Origin of the sequence: Corynebacterium sp. BD556 (assembly GCF_038452275.1) — a bacterium.
GTDB classification, from domain to species: Bacteria; Actinomycetota; Actinomycetes; order Mycobacteriales; family Mycobacteriaceae; genus Corynebacterium; species Corynebacterium mayonis.
The window spans coordinates 312,652-334,108 of record NZ_CP141643.1; the positions used below are offsets into that span (position 1 = coordinate 312,652).

20 protein-coding genes are annotated in these 21,457 nt (G+C 60.6%); 7 read left to right on the plus strand and 13 right to left on the minus strand.

The annotated features are described in order from the left end of the window. The first annotated feature begins 26 nt into the window (after window positions 1–26). Complete coding sequence (locus tag VLL26_RS01505; protein WP_342319379.1) at window positions 27–1,187, plus strand: helix-turn-helix domain-containing protein; 1,161 nt, start codon at window positions 27–29, stop codon at window positions 1,185–1,187. Between the two features lie 8 nt (window positions 1,188–1,195). Here the strand turns inward: VLL26_RS01505 and paaZ are convergent, their stop codons facing one another. Next, on the minus strand, window positions 1,196–3,262 hold the full coding sequence (gene paaZ / locus VLL26_RS01510) for a phenylacetic acid degradation bifunctional protein PaaZ (protein ID WP_342319380.1): 2,067 nt from the start codon (window positions 3,260–3,262) through the stop codon (window positions 1,196–1,198). Between the two features lie 97 nt (window positions 3,263–3,359). Between paaZ and VLL26_RS01515 the strand changes: the two genes are divergently transcribed. Then, entirely contained in the window at window positions 3,360–3,755 is a 396-nt protein-coding gene (locus VLL26_RS01515) for a PaaI family thioesterase (RefSeq protein WP_342319381.1), read from the plus strand. Here the strand turns inward: VLL26_RS01515 and VLL26_RS01520 are convergent, their stop codons facing one another. From VLL26_RS01520 to paaI, 10 genes are all read right to left on the minus strand, one after another. Next, window positions 3,756–4,598 (minus strand): 3-hydroxyacyl-CoA dehydrogenase family protein, encoded by an 843-nt coding sequence (locus VLL26_RS01520; protein WP_342319382.1) that lies wholly within the window; start codon window positions 4,596–4,598, stop codon window positions 3,756–3,758. Between the two features lie 40 nt (window positions 4,599–4,638). After that, complete coding sequence (locus VLL26_RS01525; protein ID WP_342319383.1) at window positions 4,639–5,394, minus strand: enoyl-CoA hydratase/isomerase family protein; 756 nt, start codon at window positions 5,392–5,394, stop codon at window positions 4,639–4,641. Between the two features lie 8 nt (window positions 5,395–5,402). Next, a complete protein-coding gene (locus VLL26_RS01530; protein WP_342319384.1) occupies window positions 5,403–6,599 on the minus strand; it encodes a thiolase family protein in 1,197 nt (398 codons plus the stop codon). Window positions 6,600–6,615: 16 nt separating this feature from the next. Continuing rightward, on the minus strand, window positions 6,616–7,398 hold the full coding sequence (locus tag VLL26_RS01535) for an enoyl-CoA hydratase/isomerase family protein (protein WP_342319385.1): 783 nt from the start codon (window positions 7,396–7,398) through the stop codon (window positions 6,616–6,618). A gap of 14 nt (window positions 7,399–7,412) precedes the next feature. Continuing rightward, complete coding sequence (gene paaE, locus VLL26_RS01540; protein WP_342319386.1) at window positions 7,413–8,582, minus strand: 1,2-phenylacetyl-CoA epoxidase subunit PaaE; 1,170 nt, start codon at window positions 8,580–8,582, stop codon at window positions 7,413–7,415. Continuing rightward, window positions 8,583–9,113, minus strand: coding sequence for a 1,2-phenylacetyl-CoA epoxidase subunit PaaD (paaD, locus tag VLL26_RS01545; protein WP_342319387.1), 531 nt, complete (start codon window positions 9,111–9,113; stop codon window positions 8,583–8,585). Window positions 9,114–9,178: 65 nt separating this feature from the next. Continuing rightward, the gene (paaC, locus tag VLL26_RS01550; protein WP_342319388.1) at window positions 9,179–10,012 is read right to left on the minus strand and encodes a 1,2-phenylacetyl-CoA epoxidase subunit PaaC; all 834 of its coding nucleotides are present in this window, start codon (window positions 10,010–10,012) and stop codon (window positions 9,179–9,181) included. Next, window positions 10,009–10,308, minus strand: coding sequence for a 1,2-phenylacetyl-CoA epoxidase subunit PaaB (gene paaB / locus VLL26_RS01555; RefSeq protein ID WP_342319389.1), 300 nt, complete (start codon window positions 10,306–10,308; stop codon window positions 10,009–10,011). The genes paaC and paaB overlap by 4 nt, the downstream gene beginning before the upstream one ends. 43 nt (window positions 10,309–10,351) lie before the next feature. Beyond that, window positions 10,352–11,347, minus strand: coding sequence for a 1,2-phenylacetyl-CoA epoxidase subunit PaaA (gene paaA / locus VLL26_RS01560; RefSeq protein ID WP_342319390.1), 996 nt, complete (start codon window positions 11,345–11,347; stop codon window positions 10,352–10,354). Between the two features lie 99 nt (window positions 11,348–11,446). Beyond that, entirely contained in the window at window positions 11,447–11,893 is a 447-nt protein-coding gene (gene paaI / locus VLL26_RS01565; RefSeq protein ID WP_342319391.1) for a hydroxyphenylacetyl-CoA thioesterase PaaI, read from the minus strand. A gap of 171 nt (window positions 11,894–12,064) precedes the next feature. Between paaI and VLL26_RS01570 the strand changes: the two genes are divergently transcribed. From VLL26_RS01570 to VLL26_RS01590, 5 genes are all read left to right on the plus strand, one after another. Then, complete coding sequence (locus tag VLL26_RS01570) at window positions 12,065–12,697, plus strand: TetR/AcrR family transcriptional regulator (protein ID WP_342319392.1); 633 nt, start codon at window positions 12,065–12,067, stop codon at window positions 12,695–12,697. Between the two features lie 183 nt (window positions 12,698–12,880). Continuing rightward, the gene (locus VLL26_RS01575) at window positions 12,881–14,194 is read left to right on the plus strand and encodes a phenylacetate--CoA ligase family protein (protein WP_342319393.1); all 1,314 of its coding nucleotides are present in this window, start codon (window positions 12,881–12,883) and stop codon (window positions 14,192–14,194) included. A gap of 67 nt (window positions 14,195–14,261) precedes the next feature. Continuing rightward, entirely contained in the window at window positions 14,262–15,608 is a 1,347-nt protein-coding gene (locus VLL26_RS01580; protein WP_342319394.1) for an MFS transporter, read from the plus strand. 209 nt (window positions 15,609–15,817) lie between these two features. Further along, entirely contained in the window at window positions 15,818–17,284 is a 1,467-nt protein-coding gene (locus VLL26_RS01585) for an APC family permease (protein WP_342319395.1), read from the plus strand. Window positions 17,285–17,564: 280 nt separating this feature from the next. Then, window positions 17,565–18,923, plus strand: coding sequence for a flavin monoamine oxidase family protein (locus VLL26_RS01590; RefSeq protein WP_342319396.1), 1,359 nt, complete (start codon window positions 17,565–17,567; stop codon window positions 18,921–18,923). Between the two features lie 84 nt (window positions 18,924–19,007). On the opposite strand, the gene VLL26_RS01595 is transcribed toward VLL26_RS01590, so the two are convergent. Both VLL26_RS01595 and glmU read right to left on the minus strand, forming a co-directional pair. Further along, on the minus strand, window positions 19,008–19,985 hold the full coding sequence (locus VLL26_RS01595; RefSeq protein WP_342319397.1) for a ribose-phosphate diphosphokinase: 978 nt from the start codon (window positions 19,983–19,985) through the stop codon (window positions 19,008–19,010). 8 nt (window positions 19,986–19,993) lie between these two features. Beyond that, window positions 19,994–21,430, minus strand: a complete 1,437-nt coding sequence (glmU, locus tag VLL26_RS01600; protein WP_342319398.1) for a bifunctional UDP-N-acetylglucosamine diphosphorylase/glucosamine-1-phosphate N-acetyltransferase GlmU — start codon at window positions 21,428–21,430, stop codon at window positions 19,994–19,996. Window positions 21,431–21,457 lie beyond the last annotated feature (27 nt).

Sequence of the window (21,457 nt, forward strand, 5' to 3'; positions counted from 1 at the left end):
ACAAATCTAGGAAGTTTTTCCGACAAATGTCGCAAATACGCCTCATTCAGCAGGCGGCGGACGAACTTGCCGCCGCGATCCAACGCGCCGTCGAAGTTGATTCGCCTAACCTGCACATCATCTGCGCCTCCGCCCAGGCCCTCGACGGAGGTATCGACGAGTTCCGCATCCGCTCCATCCTCGAGCGCACCCCACCCTTAGAGCCGCTGCCGTGGTTGCTCGGGTTTGGTATCCAGCAGTCGAAGGAGCCGGTGCGTATTCCGCCGAACGATAACTACCGCATGCTCGGGCGGGTGTGTATCCCCCTGTGGCACCTCGGGGTGCTGGTGGGGCACTTGTGGCTTATCGACGAACCCCCGCTCGAGCAATCCTGCATCGACACAGCCGCCCGCGCCGCGGTGAAAATTGCTGAGCTGGTCTTTCGCAAAGACGGCGTTTTGTCCGAGATCGCCGCCGAAAACAGCGAATTATTGCGGCTTATCCTCAGCGGTGACGAACCGGCTCTCGCCGAGGCGAAGCAGCGCGACCTGCTGCCGGGTGATGGGCGTTTGACGGTGCGCAAAATTTTGGTGGATGCGCCTCCTGGGCAGGTGAGAAATTTCGGGCGCGAACTGGCGCGGCCCATACTGCACCGGCCGTATCTGGTGCGCGCGGAGTCCAGCACAGTAACGGTAGTCGAGTCGCCGCGTGACCCCGCGGACGCCGCGGCGGTATCGGCCCACGTTTCCCAGGCGGCGCAGGCCTGCGACGTCAAGGTGCGCGCCTGCGGTGCGGCGGAAGCGGTGGGGGACGTCAGTGTGGCCTCAGCGGCAGCGCGGGCTCGCTTCGTAGCACAGGTGGCTTCCTTGACTTCGCAGCCCGCGCTGGAGTGGGCCAACAGTGGGGCGTGGCGGTTGCTGTTCGGCTGGGAGCTCAACGCTCAGACCGTGCGTGCCATCAGCCCGCACGCAGCGCAGCTTCTCGACGCCCCCGCAAACTCCTACTGGGAAACCCTGTTGGTCTATCTCGACGTTGGGCGCAACGTCAGCGCGGCAGCCAACGCGTGCTTCATCCACCGCGCCACCTTGCACTACAGGCTCGACAAGGCGCGCGACATTATCGGCCAAGCCCCGCTCCAAGACGGTTGGGAAACTGCCGCTCTCCACGCCGCGCTCAAACTCCACGCGGCACTGCAAGGCAAGGCTTAGGGCGAAAGCTAGTTCTTCCACTCCGCGTAGGTGGTGTCGACCTTTTCGACGAGGGTGAGCACGTCGTACTGGGCGACGATCTCGTCGTTTTGGTTGTATAGGACGGTATCCCAGGCGACCTCGCCGTAGTCGTCGGTCACGCGCGGGTTGATGCGCTTGGCGGTCAACTCCACACGCACAGAATCGCCGTAGGTCACAGGCTCAATGAAGCGCAAGTTTTCGAGGCCGTAGTTAGCCAGCACGGGGCCGGGTTGCGGCTCGACGAACAAGCCTGCGGCCCAGGAGACAAGCAGGTAGCCGTGTGCGACACGGCGCGGGAAGAAGGGGTTGGCGGTGGCTGCATCTTCATCCACGTGGGCGTAGAAGGTATCCCCAGTTTCTTCGGCGAAAGCGAGGATTTCTTCCAAAGTGACCTCGCGCAGCTCCGAGGCGAACTGGTCGCCGACCTTTAAGGTGGCCAGGTCCTTGCGGAAAGGGTGGAGCGCGCCGCGCTCCACATCGGCGCGGGTGACACGATTTACCTCGGCGCCACGGTGCCACTCGCCGGTGATTGCGGTCAGGTGGTTCGGCGTGCCCTGCACGGCGGTGCGTTGCATGTAGTGCTTGACCGCGCGCACCCCGCCGAGCTCCTCGCCGCCGCCGGCGCGCCCGGGGCCACCGTGGATCAAGTGCGGCAGGGGAGAGCCGTGGCCGGTCGAAGTCTTTGCGTCCTCGCGGTCGAGGAAGTGCAGGCGGCCGTGGTGGGCGGCGATGCCAGCGGCCAAGCGGCGGGCAGTCTCCGAATCGTGGGTGACCGCCGATGCGACCAGGGAGCCTTTGCCTCGGGCGGTGAGCTCGATGGCGTCATCAATGTCGGAGTAACCGAGGATGGACACGACCGGGCCGAAAGCTTCCGTGTCGTGGACGCGCTGCGCGCGGGAGTTAGCGAAAGTGATGATCGTTGGTTGGATGAAAGCGCCGTCGACAGTGTCGGGGCCTCCGGTGACGAGGGTGCCGCCGGCGTCGATCAGCGTGCGGACAGCTTCGGCAACGTCAGCGGCTTGATCCGTGGACACTAGCGGGCCCATCGTGGTGCCTTGTTCACGCGGATCGCCCACAACAATTTTGTCTTCAACGCGCGCCTGGAGAGCCCCGGCGACATCGTCGACAAGGTTGTGCGGCACAATCGCGCGGCGGATGGCGGTGCATTTCTGGCCGGCCTTCGCCGTTAGCTCCGCAAAGAGCATCTTGATATAGGCATCAAACTCGGGTGTGCCCGGGGTGGCGTCCGGGCCGAGCACCGCAGCGTTTAAGGAATCGGCCTCCGCGGTAAAACGCACGCCGCTTTCTTGTACCGACGGGCGGCTGCGCAGGGTGTGGGCGGTGGCGGCGGAGCCTGTGAAAGCGACATGATCGTTGTAGTCGAGGTGGTCGAGCAGCTCACCGAGCGAACCGGAGATCAGCTGCAGGCTCCCCGCCGGCAAAACGCCGGACTCGGCCATGAGGCGCACGCAGGCGGCGGTGACGTAGCCGGAGGCGGTGGCGGGTTTGACAATGGTTGGCACGCCGGCGATAAACGCTGGGGCGAACTTTTCTAACATGCCCCAAACAGGGAAGTTAAAGGCGTTGATTTGGACTGCCACTCCGGTCAGCGGGGTGTAGATGTGTCGGCCCTGGAAGGAGAAGTCCTTGGCAAAAATTTCGGCCGGGCCGTCGACGATCACATTGGCGTTGGGCATCTCGCGCCGTCCCTTGGAGGAGAAGGTAAACAAGGTGGAGATGCCGCCGTCAACGTCAACGAAGTTGTCGCGTGAGGTCGCGCCTGCCTTGTGCGCCTCGTTGTAGAGCTCATCTTTGTGCTCGTGAAGGTACAGGGCGAGCTCCTTGAGCTTTAAGGCGCGCTCGTGGAAGGTGAGATCCTGCAAGCTGCGCTGTCCCGTGGTGCGGGCGTAGTCGAGGGCGCCGAGCAGGTCGAGGCCTTGGGTGGAAACCTCGGCTACCACCTCTCCGGTAGAGGCGTCGCGCACCTCTCGGGCGTCGGTGGGGTTGGTGGGGGCGACCCATTCATCGCGGAGGTAGCTGGAAACAACGGTCATGAGCGGTCCTTTCGGCTTACACTGGTAACCTACCGACCGATCAGTCGGTAATTCATGGAAAGTATAACGAAGATTAGATTCGGGCGGGGAGGATGAGATGAAGGAAATCTGGACAATCACACTGGGTGAACTAGACAAGAAAATGGGCGTTGAAGTGCTCGAAGAATCTGCCCAACGGGTGGTCGCGCGAATGCCTATCAACGGCAACCGGCAATCACTCGGACTCCTGCACGGCGGCGCCATGGTCGCGCTTGCCGAGGCCGTCGGAAGCTGGGCGGCCGTCATCCACGCCTCCACCATGGGCAAAGCCGCAGTGGGGGTAGACATCAACGCCACACACCACGCCTCCGGGCGCGAAGGCTACGTCACCGCAACAGCCCAAGCCATTCGCCTTGGGCGCACGCTGACCAGCCACGAAGTTGTCATCGAGGACGACAGCGGCAAAAGGCTTTGCACCGCGCGCATCACCAACGCGGTTGTGGACAAGACTTAACTATTTCTCCTCGTAGCTATAAAAGCCCTTGCCCGTTTTGCGCCCCAGCTCACCTCGGGCGACCATGTCCCGCATCAGTTGCGGGGGAGCAAAGCGCGGCCCCAAGGTGGACTCCAAGTACTCGGCGATGCCGAGGCGCACATCGAGCCCCACAATATCTGTTAGCGCCAGAGGGCCGATGGGGAACTTATAGCCCAGCACCATCGCGTTGTCGATATCTTCCGGGGAGGCCACGGCATCTTCGACCATGCGGATGGCTTCCAAAGCGATCGCTACTCCCAAACGTGAGGAGGCGAACCCGGGTGCGTCTGCGACCACGATAGGTGTTTTGCCCAAGCCTTCAACCCAGGTGCGCGCGGCGTGGACAAGCGGGGCGGGCGTGGAGTCCGCCACGACGATCTCCACCAGCTTAGAGGCCGGTACCGGGTTGAAAAAATGCAGGCCGATGACGTCATTGTCCACGCTTCTCGCCAGCTCCGAAACCGACAGCGAGGAGGTGTTCGTGGCGATGACGGCCTGCGGCGCGTGCTGACTAATCGACGCAAACGAAGCTCGCTTGAGCTCAAGGGACTCCGGTACAGCCTCGACGACGACCTCGCAGCCGGCAAAGTCAGCAGGTGACGTCGACAAGCTCAGGCGCCCAGCGTAGTCCGCGAAACGCCCCTCCGCACCGCGGGCAACTGAGACCTCAATGTCTTTGTGGATGCGCTCGCGGGCAGCGTTGACAGCCTCATCATGGACATCAACGACGTGGACTTTCGCACCCGCAAGCAGGAAAGCATGGGCGATGCCGCCGCCCATGCGACCGCCCCCAAGAACTCCGACGTTGGCTGGCACGCTCATGGCAGTGAGTCTCCTTAAATAGTTGAAAAATCTTTTGCGTCTACTTCTTCTTGCGGTCAAGGAAGGCCTGCATGCGGTCGAACTTCGCCTCCGACTCGAACAGGATCGCCTGCGCCAAGTTATCCACCTGCGGGTGAGCTCCCTCCGGCATGGCCAACACCGACTTGGTGATACGCACCGCCAGCGGGTCTTGTTTAGCGATGCGCGCCGCCAAAGCCAGTGCTTCATCCTCGAGTGCCGCAGGCTCAGCAACAGCGGTGACAAGTTGATAAGCCAAGGCTTCTGCGCCGCTTAAAATGCGGCCAGCCAAAAGAATCTCACGGGCAAGCGGCTCCCCAACGGCGGCGCGCAACCTCCACGTTCCGCCGGCAGCGGCCATGATGCCCAGGCCAGTTTCCGGCTGCCCGAACTTCGCCCGCGCCGTGGCGACGCGGAAGTCTGCGGCCAAGGCCAACTCAAGGCCGCCGCCCAGCGCGTAGCCGTCAACCGCGGCGATAACCGGCATCGGTAACTGGGAGATGCGGTGGAAGATCGTGTTGTTGATCCCACGCAGAGCATCGGCGCGGCGCCGCTGACGCAGTTGGGCAATGTCTGCCCCGGAAGCGAAAATGCCCTCCGTGCCCACAATGAGCGCCACCTGCGGGTTGTTTTCCAAATGCGAGCACACCTCGTGGAGCTCATCGACCATCGTCTGATCGATGGCGTTTTTTACCTCAGGTCGAGACAGCCGGATGACAAAGAGATCCTCGCGCTGTTCGGTCTCAAGCGCGGTGAAATGGTTGAAACTTGTTGCCATCTAAAGTCCTAGATCCTCTCAATCGCGAGGGCAGTTCCCTGCCCCACCCCGACGCACATGGTGGCGATCCCCCGGTGGCCACCTTCCTGCTCAAGGCGGTTGAGCAACGTGATGGTGATGCGCGAGCCGGATGAACCGAGCGGATGGCCAAGTGCGATTGCCCCGCCCCAGCGGTTGACTTTGGCCATGTCGAGGCCCAGCTTGCGCGCCGAAGCGACCGACTGGGTGGCAAAGGCCTCGTTGATTTCCCAGGCGTCGACTTCCTCGATGTCCCAGCCGATTGCTTCCAAGACCTTGCGGCTTGCGGGGACTGGGCCCATCCCCATAATCTCCGGGGCCAAGCCAGCCGACGCGCAACCGCGCACCCAAGCGCGAGGTTGTAGGCCGTATTTTTCGGCGGCGCGTTCGCTGACCACGATGACGGCGGAGGCACCGTCGTTAAGCGAAGATGCGTTGCCTGCGGTGACCACGCTGCCGCCAGCCACAACTGGGCGCAGCTTGGACAACACTTCAATCGTGGTGCCCGAACGCGGGCCTTCGTCCGTATCGACAACGGTGACGTTGCCCTTGCGGTCCGTGATTTCAACGGCGACGATTTCGTTGGTGAAACGGCCAGCCGCGACTGCCGCGGCGGCTAGGGTTTGGGAGCGCACGGCGAACTCGTCGGCTTCTTGCCTGCTCACACCTTCGACGCGCGCGACTTCTTCGGCGGTTTCCGGCATCGAAAACGTTGTTTTCTCGTGGGCGGCGAAAACAGGGTTGACAAAACGCCAGCCGATCGAGGTGTCAAAAACCTCTCCGGGTTTGGCGAAGGCTTTGTCCGGCTTGGCCATCACCCAGGGCGCGCGCGACATCGATTCCACTCCGCCGGCCACCACTACATCGGCCTGCCCAGACTCAACCATGGCGCTAGCCAGCCCAATTGCGGACATGCCGGAGGCGCACAGGCGGTTAACGGTGATGCCCGGCACCGTGTCCGGGTAGCCCGCGAGTAACCACGCCATGCGCGCGACGTTGCGGTTTTCCTCGCCAGCGCCATTGGCATTTCCGAAGATGACCTCGTCGACGGCTTCGGGCGCTAGGCCCGCATCTTCAATGACGGCCTTGATCACGGTTGCCGCCATGTCGTCGGGGCGAACCGACGACAGCGCGCCGCCGTAGCGACCAACGGGGGTGCGCTTTCCTGACACCAACAGAGCATTCATCAGGCAGGGGTCCTTTCTATTCGCCGGTGAACTTCGGCACGCGCTTTTCGTTAAAGGCCTGGAAGCCTTCCAAATAGTCAGGGGAGGAGCAGAGGCGACCCTGGGCGATGTTTTCATCGCTTATCGACGCCCACAGTCCCGTCCCGTTGTCACGAATGTCGTGCACGAGCGCCCGGCTGGCCATAAAGGCCCGCGTCGCGCCCTGCGCGGCGCGCTCGACTGTCGCGCGGGTGAATTCGACAAGCTCCTGAGCTGGCACAAAGCGGGAAAACAGCCCCGCCTGGACAGCTTCGGCACCGCTCATCATGTCCGCAGTGACAATGAGATCCATTGTGCGGTGCGCCCCGAGACGCTCGACGAACAAGGCGTGACCGCCGGAATCGAGGGTGGCCCCGAGATTGGCGAAGGGAGAGCCGATTGTCGCGTCCTCCGCGACGTAGACAATGTCGGTGGCGATCGCCAAACCCAGCCCGACGCCGAGGCAGGGACCGTGGACAGCAGCAAAAGTCGGGGCCGGAAACTGGCTCATGCGCCGCAGCACTGGAGTGACCTTGTTTGCGAGGTAGTCGGTGGCGTCGTCATCGCGCGGATCGAGCCCCTTGATGTTTCGCCCGGCACAAAAGCCCTTGCCTTCTCCGCGCAAAAACAATGCACGCACGTTGTTGTCAGCGGCTTCGCGGTAGGCCGCGTCGAGCTCTGCGAGGTCCGCCTCCGCCAGCGAATTCATCGCCTTCGGGTTGTTGAGCACCACCTCGGCGTAGAGCGCGTCACCGGCGGTGTGGATGGTCAGGTCGATCATGCACTGGCTCCTTATCAGGCGTCGTAATCGACGGTGATGGACTTACCCGTCGGGCGGGTCTGGCAGGTCAGCACGTAACCCTTTGCCACCTCATCTGGCTCAAGGGCAAAGTTTTCGTCCATCTCGTATTCGCCTTCGACAACCCGTGCGCGGCAGGTGCCGCACACGCCGCCGGCGCAGGCGAAGGGCACGTCCGGGCGCACGCGCAACGCCGCGTTGAGGATGGTTTCCTGCGCGGCCACCGGCGACTGGACCTGGCCGGAGAGCCCGTCGAGCATGAACTCAATGTCAATGTTGTCACCCTTGGGGTCAGCCTTGACCGGCCGGCCCATGTTGCCCTGGTCCGCGGTGGGGGTACCAGTGGTGAAAAGTTCGTAGCGGATCTTGCTGGCGTCGACCCCTCGCTCGGCGAGCGTGTCGCGGCACAACTGCACCAGCTCAAACGGGCCGCAAAGGAACCACTCGTCAATGCGATCGACGTTGATGACTTGGTCGAGAAGGACGCGCAGTTTCTCATCGTCGATCCGGCCCGAAAACAGCGGGTTAATGCGCTGCTCGCGGGTCAGGATGTGGTGCACCGCGAAACGCGCAGGGTACTTATCTTTCAAATCGCCGATCTTGTCGGCGAACATGACGTCGCCGCCGCCGCGATTGGAGTAAATCAGCTCCAGGTGTGCGTCGGGGACTTCCCGCAAAACCGTCGTCGTGATCGCCATAATTGGGGTGATGCCGGAGCCCGCTGCGATAGCAACAACGCGGGGGTTGGCAATGTCGCGCAGCTCCTTTTCCACCGCGGCCGGGTCATTGAGTCCGGTCATGCGAATCTTCGAGGTAAAAGCGCCCTGCGGGTTCATCACGTCAATGCGGTCGCCTGGTTGAAGCTGCTCGTTGGCCCAGGTGGAGAACTTACCGCCGAAATCCTTTTTGATTCCCACGCTGATCATCCCGCCGGCGGGCGCCGAGCACAACGAGTAGGAGCGGCGCAGCTCCTCACCGTCGACGGTGGCGCGGAGGGCGACGTACTGGCCGGGGACGTAATTGTAGTCTTCTCGCAAGTTATCGGGAACGCGGAAGCTGACTTCGACGGCGTTGTCGGTCAGTTTTGTTATGGCTACAACTTCGAGGGAGTTGAACTTTGCCTTTTTGCGCGCGGGGGCAGCGGAAGTGTCAGTTGCAGAAGTCATTTAGTGCACCTTGAAGTAGTCGAAGGGTTCGAAGCATCTGTTGCAGGAGTACAAGGCTTTGCAGGCCGTGGAGCCGAAAGCCGTGATTTCCTTAGTGTCCTCGGAGCCGCACTGGGGGCAAACAATGCTGGCTCGCTTGCCCAAGGTGAGCAGGACGGGGCCGGCTGGCCGCTCGGCTGCGCCCTGCGGCGGGGCGATGCCGTAGTTGCGCAGGTTTTCCCGACCAGTCTCGGTGATCCAGTCGGTGGTCCAGGCGGGGTTGAGCACAGTGTCGATGCGGAAATCCTCGTAACCGGCCTTGACGAGCGCTAGTTCGATGTCGTCAGTGATGTGGCCCATGGCGGGACAACCGGAATAGGTCGGGGTGATGGTGACCACTGCGGTGTCGCCTTCGAAGTGCGCGTCGCGCAAAATGCCGAGGTCGGCAATGGAAATCACAGGGATTTCAGGGTCCGGGACTTGCGCTGCAACGTCCCACAGTTTTCCCTCTTTCTCGGCGGAGGGGCGCAACGCCCGGCCTTCGGTATCCATCGGTCTTTCCTTATCGTGCTCATCGCGGGTGGGTCGGAGGAGAGGGAGGCAGCGATGGCGCGCCCCTACCAGGTGGCCCCCGGGTGCTGGCGTGCCAGGTACTGCATCTCGCCGAGGATGTAGCTGCGGTACTCGGAGAAGCGTCCGGTGCGCTTCCCACTCATCGCCTGGGCTACGTCCGGTACGCCGAGGCTTGCGTGGTCAAGCACCGCCTTGATACGGGCGTCGAACTCCTCACGCAGCGAGGACGGCAAAACGCCGACACCGGAGGCTGCGACCTTTTCGTGGATGGGAAGATCCTCGAACAGCTCACCGACGTAAGGCCACATGTATTCCAAGCCGGCTGTGATACGGCGGGCGGATTCTTCAGTTCCCAGGCCCAGCCGCAAAACCCACTGGTTGGCGTGGTCCACGTGGTATTGCAGTTCCTTGACCGCTTTCGCTGCGATCGCGGCAATCATGTCGTCGGTGGAGTGCTCCAGCGCTGTGTAGAGGCCGTACATGTAATAGGAGACGATTAGCTGGCGCGCGATGGTCTGGCCGAAATCGCCGTTTTCTTGCTCCACGATCGCAGCGGAGCGAAAGTCCTCCTCATCCCGGAAATAAGCCAGGTCGTCTTCGGTTTTGCCGAAGGCGGTGCCAGCGTAGCTGTAGAGGAACCGGGCGTGGCCCACCAGATCGAGCGCGATATTGCCCAGCGCGATGTCTTCTTCCATTTCAGGGGCGCGGGAGATCCACCAGCCCAGGCGCTGGGCGAGGATCAAGGCGTCGTCGCCAAGCTGCACGGCGTAGTGCGCGGTGGTCTCATCAGCGACCTGGCCTGAGGCGACGACATCTTCAGGGGTGAGTGCGTCGCCCTGCGATTGCTTGGTCGCTGAATCTTGGGAAGTAAAACTCATAGGTGGGGCACCCCTTCAGACTTCTCGAAGTAGGTGGCATGGCGGTAAGCCTTGCCGTTGGAGGACTCGAAGAACCCGCCCTTGGAATCGGGGTCGGAGGCGGAGATGAAAGTCGATGGCACAACCCACACGGAGGTGCCTTCGTTGCGTCGCGTGTAAAGGTCGCGCGCGTTGCGAAGGGCCATGGTGTCGTCGGCTGCGTGTAGCGATCCTGCGTGCACGTGCGACAAACCCCGGTTGGAGCGCACGAAAACCTCGTACTGGACCCATTCGTTGCGGTCAGGTGTGGTGCTCATGGATTTTCCTCTTTCTGGAATACGTGCGGGTGGCGGAAATGAGCTAGACAACGAGCGCGTGGTTCGTCTCGGCTTCTCGCTTGGCGTAAGCCGCCGCGGCTTCGCGGACCCAGGCACCATTGTCAAAGGCTTCGCGGCGGCGCTTCATGCGCTGGGAGTTAAGTGGGCCGTTGCCCTTGATGACGGACTTGAACTCGTCCCAGTCGAGCTCGCCGTAGTCGTAGTGTCCGCGCTGTTCGTTCCACTTCAAGTCTGGGTCCTCGAAGTGCAGGCCGAGGGCCTCGGCTTGGGGCACGATCATGTCGACGAAGCGCTGGCGCAGCTCGTCATTGGAAAAGCGTTTGATGTTCCACTCCATGGACTGCTTCGAGTTCGGGGAGTCATCGTCCGGCGGACCAAACATTTGCAAAGCTGGGCCGTAGAAGCGGTTGATTGCCTCCTGTGCCATTTGTTTTTGCTCCGGGGTGCCGTTGGCCAACTCGTAGAGGATTTCCCAGCCCTGGCGTTGGTGGAAGGACTCCTCCTTGCAGATGCGCACCATGGCGCGGCCGTAGGGGGCGTAAGAGGCGCGGCACAAGGGGACCTGATTGCAGATCGCGGCGCCGTCGACAAGCCAGCCGATAGCTCCGATGTCGGCCCAGGTACGAGCCGGGTAGTTAAAGATGGACGAGTATTTCGCGCGGCCTTCGAGCAGCTGCTGGACCATCTCGTCGCGGGAAGTGCCGAGGGTTTCGGCGGCGGAGTACAGGTACAGGCCGTGGCCGGCTTCGTCTTGCACCTTGGCCATCAGGATCGCTTTGCGTTTCAAAGAGGGCGCGCGGGTGATCCAATTGGCCTCCGGCTGCATGCCGATGATCTCCGAGTGGGCGTGCTGAGAGATCTGGCGGGTCAGGGTCTTGCGGTAGGCCTCCGGCATCCAGTCGGTGGGCTCTATGCGCGAATCATCGGCGATGAGTTGGTCGAAAAACGCCTGCCCCTCGGCGGCAACGTGTTGCGCGGACTGGGTATCCGCGACGGGGGAGAGATTGGCGGGGGTCATGGTTTCCTCCTCGGAAGGGAATAACTAACCGATCGGTCGGTAAGTTTATGTGAATATAGTGATCCAGTCAACACTTTCGCCTAAAGGTGCAGGTCCTGACTACTTCTCTGTGGGGAGACGGGCAGTGGTGCGTGACATTCCGCGGAACTCTGCAACGACGCGTTCGCCGTCGAAAATGGTTACATCCGTGATGCCGTTGCGGCCCCAAGTGCGGGTCTGGCGCGCGAGCCCACGCAGCTTTGCCCCCAACTTGCCAGGAGACAAGAAGTGAATACTTACCTGCGAAGCCACAGTCGGAGTCTCGGAGCGTCCATTGCACGCCCCGGCGAACAAGGCATCCGCGAAAGTAAACAAAATCCCCCCCTGTGCGGTATTAAAACCATTACACATTTCCGCGGTGACGGTCATCTCGCCTTCGATAAGGTCCTGTTCCACCCTCGTGATCGTGATGCCCAACAGTCTGAGAGAACGGTCTTGCTCGTACATGGCCTTGACCCCTTCAAGGTCTGGGGTGAAAGTGACATTCGGCCCAAAGATTTCGCTCACAGAACAACCTCCTTTGTGTCGTGGATTACTGCTTGGTTGCGTAAGCATATATTCACCTTGCTCACAGCGTGGAAGTTCACCTAGTCCAGCGATGCCAACCTGTGTCATGCTTCAGGTGATAATCAATGGCAAAGAGACTGATTTTGAAGCTGTAAAAGCTAAGGAGTTGACGTGAGCCGCACCGTGAAGCCGCATGCGGGGAAACAGCAGCCAAGTTCGGGAAGGGGGAGGCCGGGCTACAGCCGAGAAGAAGTGATAGCGGCGGCGATTGATGAGTTTCTCTCTCGCGGCTACGAGGCGACTTCGATGGGTGGGCTCGCCACCCGCTTGGGCATTTCGAAATCAGCGATCTACCACCATGTCTCATCGAAAGAGCAGTTGCTGGAGGAGGCGACGACGGTCGCGCTTGACGCTTTGAGTGACATTGTGGTCAATGCGCAGCAGATGGAAGGCGGAATCGATGAGAAGTTGCGTTTTCTTATCGACGGCGCCGTCGAGGTGGTCGGGCAGCGACAGGCCGAAATTGCCCTCTTGCTGCGACTGCGCGGCAACTCCGAGGTTGAGCAGCGCGCCTTGAAACGGCGCCGTGAGATCACAGTCGCCATGGTTGATCTCGTTGCGCAGGGCCAGCAGGCGGGGGTGCTACGCGACGACATAACGCCCGGTGTGGCAGCGCGACTCATTTTCGGCACCGTCAATTCGATGGTGGATTGGTACCGTCCCGACGGGGTTTCCTCACTTACCCAGGTAGGGGAAATGTTGCAGAAATTCGTGTGGACGGGGCTTTCCGGTACCGCCAACTAAGGGGCACCTACCTGCAAATTTATAAAATTTGCAAAATTTTTCTTTCATTGCCCTGCAAAACAATATGGCAAGAATGTAGCCTATGTCACAAGTTACTGACCGATTGGTCGGTAAGTCTGTGCTGGCCCCACCCCGCGGGTCAAGCACCGAAAGAGCTTGATGTGAGAAAGGTGCATTCGCCCTATGACCGCAAACTACGACATCACCTCAACTAATGAAGGTCCGTCGACCTCCATTGAATACGCCTCGAGGGACGAGCTAACAGCTTTGCAAACGGCCCGCCTGAAAAACACGCTGCGCCACGCCTACTACCACGTCGACCACTACCGCACGGCCTTCGCCGAGGCGGGCGTGCACCCCGACGACTTCAAAGAGCTGTCCGACCTATCGAAATTCCCGATGACCGATAAGTCTGACCTACGCAAGAATTACCCCTTCGGCATGTTCGCGGTCCAGCAACACCAGATCGCACGCGTCCACGCCTCCTCCGGCACAACCGGTCTTCCCACCGTCGTCGCCTACACCAAAAACGACATTGAAACTTGGGCCGAGCTCATGGCTCGCTCACTTCGCGCCGGCGGCGTTCGCCCAGGCGACAAAGTTCAGGTGACCTTCGGGTACGGCCTGTTTACGGGCGGCCTGGGCGCCCACTATGGCGTCGAAAAGCTCGGCGCGACCGCCATTCCCACATCCGGCGGACAAACCGAGCGCCAACTCCAAATCATGCGCGACTTTAAGCCCGACGTCATCCTCGGCACGCCGTCGTACATGCTCAACGTCCTTGACCGCATGCGCGCCGAAGGGCAAGACCCCCGCGAGACATCCTTGCGTGTCGGCATCTTCGGCTCCGAACCCTGGACCGAAGGTATGCGCCAGGAACTCGAAAACGGCTGGGGCATCGACGCCACCGACATCTACGGCCTGTCCGAAGTTATGGGCCCAGGCGTTGCGCAAGAATGCATAGAAACCAAAGATGGCCTGACTTTCTGGGAGGACCACTTCTACCCAGAAATCCTCGACCTGGAAACCGGTGAACCGGTCGAAGACGGCAAGTTCGGCGAACTCGTTGTCACCCCCCTGACTAAGGAAGCCTTCCCCGTCATCCGCTACCGCACCCACGACATCACCCGACTGCTGCCAGGCACCGCCCGCTCCATGCGGCGCATCGACCGCATCTCCGCCCGCAACGACGACATGATCATCCTACGCGGAGTCAACTGCTTCCCGAGCCAGTTCGAGGAGATCATCACCGAAGACTCCAACCTGCGCCCCCGCTACCAATGCGTCCTAGAGCGCAAGGGACGCATGGACAACCTCACACTCGTCGTCGAGCACGCCCCCCACGCAACCAGCGACGACATCGAAAGCTCCGAACGCACCCTGAAAAAAGCGGTCAAGGACCGCATCGGCATCACCATCGACGTGGTGATAAAGCCGCAGGTGGACACCGGAGAAGGCAAGGCAAAACGCCTTGTTGACAACCGACCCACAAGTTGATAACCAGCACGAAACCGCTTTTCGCAGGGCACAACCCGTGAAACCGATCCACAGCAAAGGAAATGTCATGACAAGCTCACACGAAGCAACCAGCGCATACACCCCACCGCCACCGACCAAGCAGGAGCGGCTCACCAATGAGCACAAACGGGTACTTGGAGGGGCGTTAGTCGGAACCACCATCGAATGGTTCGACTTCTTCATCTACGCCCAAGCCGCCGGCATCATCTTCGCCACTCAGTTCTTCAACCCCGTCTCCAACGAGTCACCGGGCCTCGCGCAGATCATCTCCTGGGCATCATTGGGCATTTCCTTCCTCTTTCGCCCATTCGGCGCCATCCTCGCCGGACACCTCGGCGACCGCATGGGACGCAAACCCGTTCTGGTGATCACGCTGATCGGCATGGGATTGGCAACCTTCCTCATGGGCATCCTGCCGACCTACGCCACCCTGGGCATCGCCGCACCGATCCTTCTGGTGATCCTGCGCATCATCCAAGGCATGTCGGCCGGCGGAGAGTGGGGAGGTGCCGCGTTGATCGCGGTCGAACACGCACCGGTGCTGCGCCGCGGCTACTTCGGTGCCTTCCCTCAGCTCGGCGTGCCACTGGGAATGATCCTGGCGACAATTATGATGCTGACACTGACCACAGCGATGACGCCCGAACAATTCGAATCATGGGGCTGGCGTATCCCATTTTTGTCCTCGATCGTGCTCATCTTCGTCGGCTTCCTCATCCGCCGCTCAGTGGAGGAATCTCCAGTGTTCACTGAGATGGAAAACCTGCGCCAGCGCTCCTCGGCACCCCTCAAGGACCTGTTTTCCGGTCATTCCAAACTCGTCGCACTCTGTGCCCTCATCTTCGCCGGAAACAACGCAGCAGGCTATCTGGTCATCGCCTTCTTCGTCTCCTACGGTTCCAAGGTCCTGGGATTTGCACGCCCAACAGTTCTGGCCATCATGCTCATCGCCAGCGGCGCTTGGTTCCTCTCCACCCTCGTCGGTGGTTTAATCTCCGACGTGGTCGGCCGGAAAACCATCTTCATGTGGGGATACATCGCCATGATCCTCTGGTCCATTCCGACCTGGATCCTGGTGGATTCCGGGCAGATCTTCCTGTTCGCCATGGGCACGATCGTGCTGGGCAGCATGCTCGGCTTCACCTACGGCGGACAGCCCGCCCTCTACGCCGAGATGTTCCCCGCCTCTGTGCGCCTGTCCGGAGTCAACATCGGCTATGCCCTCGGCTCCATCATCGGCGGTGCATTCGCACCGATGATCTCACAGTTGATTCTCGAGTCCACAGGAAACGCCATCTACATCGGTGTCTACATCGCAGTGGTCTGCTTCATTTCCCTGCTCGGCGTCCTCGCCGTACCGAAGGGAATCCAGGGGCGCAACCTGAGCGAATAAAAACGCCCGCGCTGTGCCCGCATCCTCCAGCCTCGAGGATGCGGGCACTTTTGTGCTTCCGTGCAAACCTGCTGCTCATTTGGTGCACCGCTTGGCTAAAAGCGTGTTGGACGGGGGCTAAAGCCACATAGTGTTGCCCTCACTGATCATGTGATCTGGGTCAATTTTTCTCAACAAGTGTGGCAATAACACAACTTTGGAGGTGTCTGATGTCAACGCACAAACTTAGCAAACACGCAGTGGGAGAAGCTGACGTCGCCCGGCCGGGAGCAACGCTGTCCACGGCTGGCCTGGTATTTATGATCATCGCGGCTTCAGCGCCGCTGACCGTACTTGCGGGCGGCGCACCAACGAGCTACGCGGTGTCAGGTTTACTCGGGATTCCGTTGGGCTACGTCGCAATCGGATTGGTCCTCATCCTTTTCTCTGTCGGGTACGCCCGCATGTCCAGCGAGATCCAAAATTCCGGCGCCTTCTACGTCTATATTTCCCATGGCTTGGGTTTGCGGCAAGGTATAGCCGCCGCGATTCTGGCACTGGTTTCCTACAACCTCATGCAAATCGGTCTCTACGGCTTGTTCGGGTTCACCTCGCAAATCGCCCTCCTTGAACTCACCGGCATAGACCTGCCGTGGTGGGTGATGGGAGGCATCGGCTGGGTAGTCGTCGCCGTCCTGGGCGTCAACAACATCGACTTCTCCGCGAAAGTCCTCGGGGTCATCGTCGCCTTGGAATTCCTTGTGGTTGGAGCCTTCGCAGTTGCGGGTCTGATAGTCGCTCCAGAGGGAATCACCACCCACGGTTGGCGGGCAAGTGAATTTCTCACGCCCGGGGTCGGAGTGCTGCTGGCATTTACGATGGCCGCCTTCATGGGATTTGAATCCGGCGCAATCTATTCCGAAGAAACCCGCGATCCCGAGCGCACCGTTGCTCGTGCCACCTACATAGCGGTCAGCATTGTCGCTTTGTTCTACGCTTTCAGCTCATGGGCGTTGCAGGTAGCGGTGGGGCACTCGTCGATCGTTGAGAATGCCCAGCAACTCGGCCCGGACCTAGTCTTCGACTGGATAGGTCGGTACAGCCCGGCACTCGCTCTTGTGACCAATCTTCTTTTCATTACAAGCCTCATCGCAGCTCTCATCGCCTTTCACAATGCAGCCGCGCGCTACTTCTTCTCCACCGGACGCGCCGGGGTGTTGCCGGCGGCGTTTTCCCGCATCAACAAAGCCCAAGCCCCAGTAGTGGGATCCGCCTGCCAATCCGTTTTATCCGCGGTCGTAGTCGCAATCTTTGCTTTGGCGGGCCGTGGTTCTGAGCTCGGTGAGCTATTTCCGGTGATGACGCTGTTTACCTGGTTTACTAACGCGGCCGCTCTCGGCCTAACTTTCTTAGTTGGCGTGACCAGTTTCGCTGTGTGTGGGTGGGCGCGCAGAGTGCATCCCGAATGGGGGGCGTTTCCGCGAGTCGTTGCGCCGGTGCTAGCAGGGGTGGGGATGTTCGCGGTCACAGCGCTGATCTTGGTGAACTTCAACCTCATGGTCGATTCGGAAAACCCCGTGGTCGTGTGGGTGATGCCGGCCGTCATCGTCGGATCTGGAGTTATCGGTCTGATCTGGGGAGCACTGCTCATGCGTACCGGTGATTTGGGGCGGCTAATGCCGAAAGACATGCTTTAGGTGGGGCTTTGTCGATGGGTGCACAGCGTTTCGACTTTAGGTGCAGCATCGGAGTTTTCCCCTGTAGCAAAAAACCTAGGCGTTTAATGTGGCGCACAAGCGAAAAGTGATCTGCGCCAAAACGGCGCCAATTTCGTGAAACGGAACACAAGCGGATGAGTCATTTTCCGCACGCTCCTCGCTGACCGAACGAGCAAAGCGAGATCTCCGATCAACGCAGGCAAACCCCGGGCCGCCGACGCGGCTAGGTCGGCCTCCCACACCGAGAAAGGACACAACCATGACAGCCACGCAAAAGACCCCCAAAGTAGTCGTAGTCGGCGCTGGATTCGCAGGCCTTGTCGCCGCACGTGAGTTGCAAACCTGCGGCATCGACTACGAGATCCTCGAAGCGAAGGACCGCATCGGCGGACGCGCCTGGACGGAAAAACGCATGGGCCGCAAACTTGAGCTGGGCGCAACGTGGGTGCACTGGTTCCAAGCACACGTCTGGAGCGAGATCATGCGGTACGGCCAACGCAAGAACATCGAACCTTCCCCCTCTGGCAACGACGCCCATTGGATCACCGAGGGGCGTGTCGTCCGCGGCAGCGAAGACGAGCTCGACGCGAAACTAACCCCGGCGATAGAGGCGACCTTCGAGGACAATGAGGAGTACTTCAACAACCCGTTGGATCCGTTGTGGATTATGTCGGAAAACTACGACGGACCGAAGGAGATCCGAGAGCGTTTTTTGAAAGATGACCAGCGCAGCGCAGTCGACATAGTGCGCGAGAAAGGATTTGGCCAGGAAACCATCGACCTCGTCGAAGCGTTTTGGTGCGCGGGCTACATCGGCGACCCCGACAACGGCTCTAGCCTGATGGCTAAACACTGGGGATCTTTGTCCGATAACCGCTACCGCACCATGGAGGACATCACCCTCAAATACAAGCTGGTCCACGGCATGGAGTCGCTCTACAACTCCATTGCGCAAGATCTGACAGGACCGATCCGCCTCAAGACCCCGGTCACAAAGATCGAGCACCGCGCGGACGGCGCGACAGTCACCACCGAATCCGGCGAGACCATCCAAGCCGACGCTGTCATCTGCACCGTGCCAGTGGGCGCCTTGCCGAATGTTCACTTCGATCCGCCGCTACCGGAGGCCGTGCAAAAAGTCGCAAAGGCGCGCTGGAACTCCGAAGGCGCCAAAATCTGGATTAAGGTCAAGGGCCACCACAAGTTCCTCGGTTACGCGCCGAAGCCCTACAAAATGTCCGTCGTGCGATCCGAATACTTCATGGACGACGACACGACAATCCTCGTTGGCTTCGGTTTCGACGCCTCCAATGTCGACTTGAATTCGGTGCAAGACGCGCAGGAAATCATGAACCAGTGGCGAGATGACATCGAAGTGCTTGACGCTACGGGCCATGACTGGGTGGCAGACAAGTGGGCCGGCCAAGCCTGGGGAACCCTGCGCAAAGGACAATTCACCGAAGGTTGGAGCAAGTTCTCCGAACGCGACACCGCGCTCCACTTCGCCGGCTCAGACTACGCTTTCGGTTGGCGCGGAGTGTGCGTCGACGGCGCCCTTGAAAAAGGCATTAGCACCGCTCGCGATGTTATCGCCGAGCTGCGCGAACACCACACCTAGACCGAAGCCGCCTGGCGCACGAAACGCACCCCCGGGAAACTCTAGCCTTTCTCGGGGGTGCGGGTTTTGTGATCGTCGAAAAGCTTAGGCGTGGCCCTCGAACAGGGTGGTCACCGAACCGTTTTCGAAAATCTCGCGAATCGTGCGGGCGAGCAGCGGAGCAATGGAAAGCACCGTCAGGTTGCTCCAGCCCTCAGTAGACTGCGGCAGCGTATTAGTGGTGATGACTTCCTCCGCGCCACACTCATTTAGACGTTCACGGGCCGGATCGGAAAAGACACCGTGGGTGGTGGCGATAAGCACCGACTTGGCGCCCGCGTCCTTGAGCACTCCGACGGCGCCAGCAATCGTGCCGCCGGTATCAATCATGTCGTCCATGAGGATGCAGTCCTTGCCCTCAACCTCACCGACGACGCGATTCGACACGACCTTGTTCGCCACATCCACGTCGCGGGTCTTGTGAACGAAAGCCATCGGCGCGCCGCCGAGCACATTGGCCCACTTCTCGGCGGACTTTACACGTCCCGCATCAGGGGAGACGACACACAGGTTGTCCATCGGGTACTTCTCGCGGATGTAATCCGTAAGAATCGGCATGGCGTGCATGTGGTCGACCGGGCCGTCGAAAAAACCCTGGATCTGGTCGGTGTGCAGATCAACCGAAACGATACGATCCGCGCCGGCAGTGGTCAAAAGGTCAGCGATCAAGCGGGCAGAGATCGGCTCACGGCCGCGGTGCTTCTTGTCCTGGCGGGCGTAGGGATAAAACGGCAGGATCGCGGTGATGCGTTTGGCGGAGCCGCGTTTGAGAGCATCGATCATGATGAGCTGTTCCATCAGCCACTTGTTCAGCGGCTGGGCATGGGATTGCATAACGAAGCAGTCGGCTCCGCGGACTGACTCCTCAAAGCGCACGAAGATCTCACCGTTGGCGAAGTCGCGCGCTGTAGTGGGTACCAGCTCAATGCCGAGCTCTTTGGCAACAGACTCAGCCAACTCGGGGTGTGCCCGGCCTGAAAAAAGCTTGAGGTCTTTGTGGCTTTCGGTGGAGTATCCGGTCATGGTCATCCTTACTTTTCGCGTGCTTTTTCAGCGGCCTTTGCCGCGTCCGTGCCAGGGCGGTTCTTCTCCACCCAGCCCTCAATGTTGCGCTGGTAGCCCTCCTTGATGGCGAGCGCACCAGCCGGCACATCCTTAGTCACTACTGTACCCGCGCCGGTATATGCGCCGTCACCGACATTGACCGGGGCGACGAACATCGTGTCGGAGCCGGTGCGGCAATAGTCGCCGATGGTGGTGTGATGCTTCCGAACTCCGTCGTAGTTAGCGAAGACACTAGAAGCTCCAATGTTGGATTCGCGTCCGACAGTGGCATCCCCGATATAAGTCAGGTGAGGCACTTTGGAGCCCTCGCCGATCTTTGCGTTCTTCGACTCGACAAAGCCACCGAGCTTGCCACCAGCGCCGAGCTCCGTGCCGGGACGGATGTAGGTAAAAGGGCCGACGGAGGCGCCGGCGCCGATGATCGAGCGCTCGCCCTGAGTGCGCACAACCTTGGCGTCTTCATGGATTTCCATGTCAGTCAAGGTGGTGTCAGGGCCAATCTCGGCGCGGTCGCCCACGGTTGTTAGCCCCCACAACTGCGTGTTCGGGTGGATGATCACATCGCGACCGAGCTCGACATCCACACCGATCCAAGTGGTGGCAGGGTCAACGACGGTGGCGCCGGAGCGCATGGCACGCTCGACAGTGCGGCGGTTTAGTTCCTTGCCGGCGTCCGCGAGTTGGAGACGGTCATTGACACCCGCAAGCTCACGGGCATCCGGGGCCGTAAAAGCATTAACAACTTTGCCGTCGCTGTGGGCAATTCCGACAACGTCGGTGATGTAAAGCTCACCTTGGGCGTTTTTGGTGTCAATGCGTGTCAAGGCGTCGCGAAGTACAGCAGCGTCGAAGGCGAACACGCCTGAGTTGACCTCGGTAATGCGCCTTTGTTGAGCCGTGGCGTCTTTTTCCTCGACGATGGCCTGCACCGCGCCCGCACCATCGCGGATAATGCGACCGTAGCCAGTCGGATCTTCGAGCTCAAGGGACAACACGGTCACAGCCGCGGAGGCGGAGACGTGGGCGTCAATGAGGGTTTGGATGGTTACACCGGTCAAAAGGGGAACGTCGCCGTTGGTGACAACCACGGTCCCGTCGAAACCCGGCAGCACCTCAAGGCCGACCTGAACCGCATGGCCGGTGCCGTTTTGAGATTCCTGCACCGCTTGCAGGATTGGGGTTTGGATCTTCTCTGCGATCTTCTCCACCGCGGGTGAAACCTGATCGCGTTGATGTCCGACCACGGCGACCAAGTGGGAGGGACTAACAGAGGCCGCAGCGTGCAAAGAGTGCGACAACAAACTGCGTCCACCGATCTCGTGCAACGTCTTTTGCTTATCCGACTTCATGCGGGTCCCCGCGCCAGCGGCGAGGACGATTACGGCGCATTCGCAGTGAGACACTCGGCGATTCTCCTTATAAATTTCCGG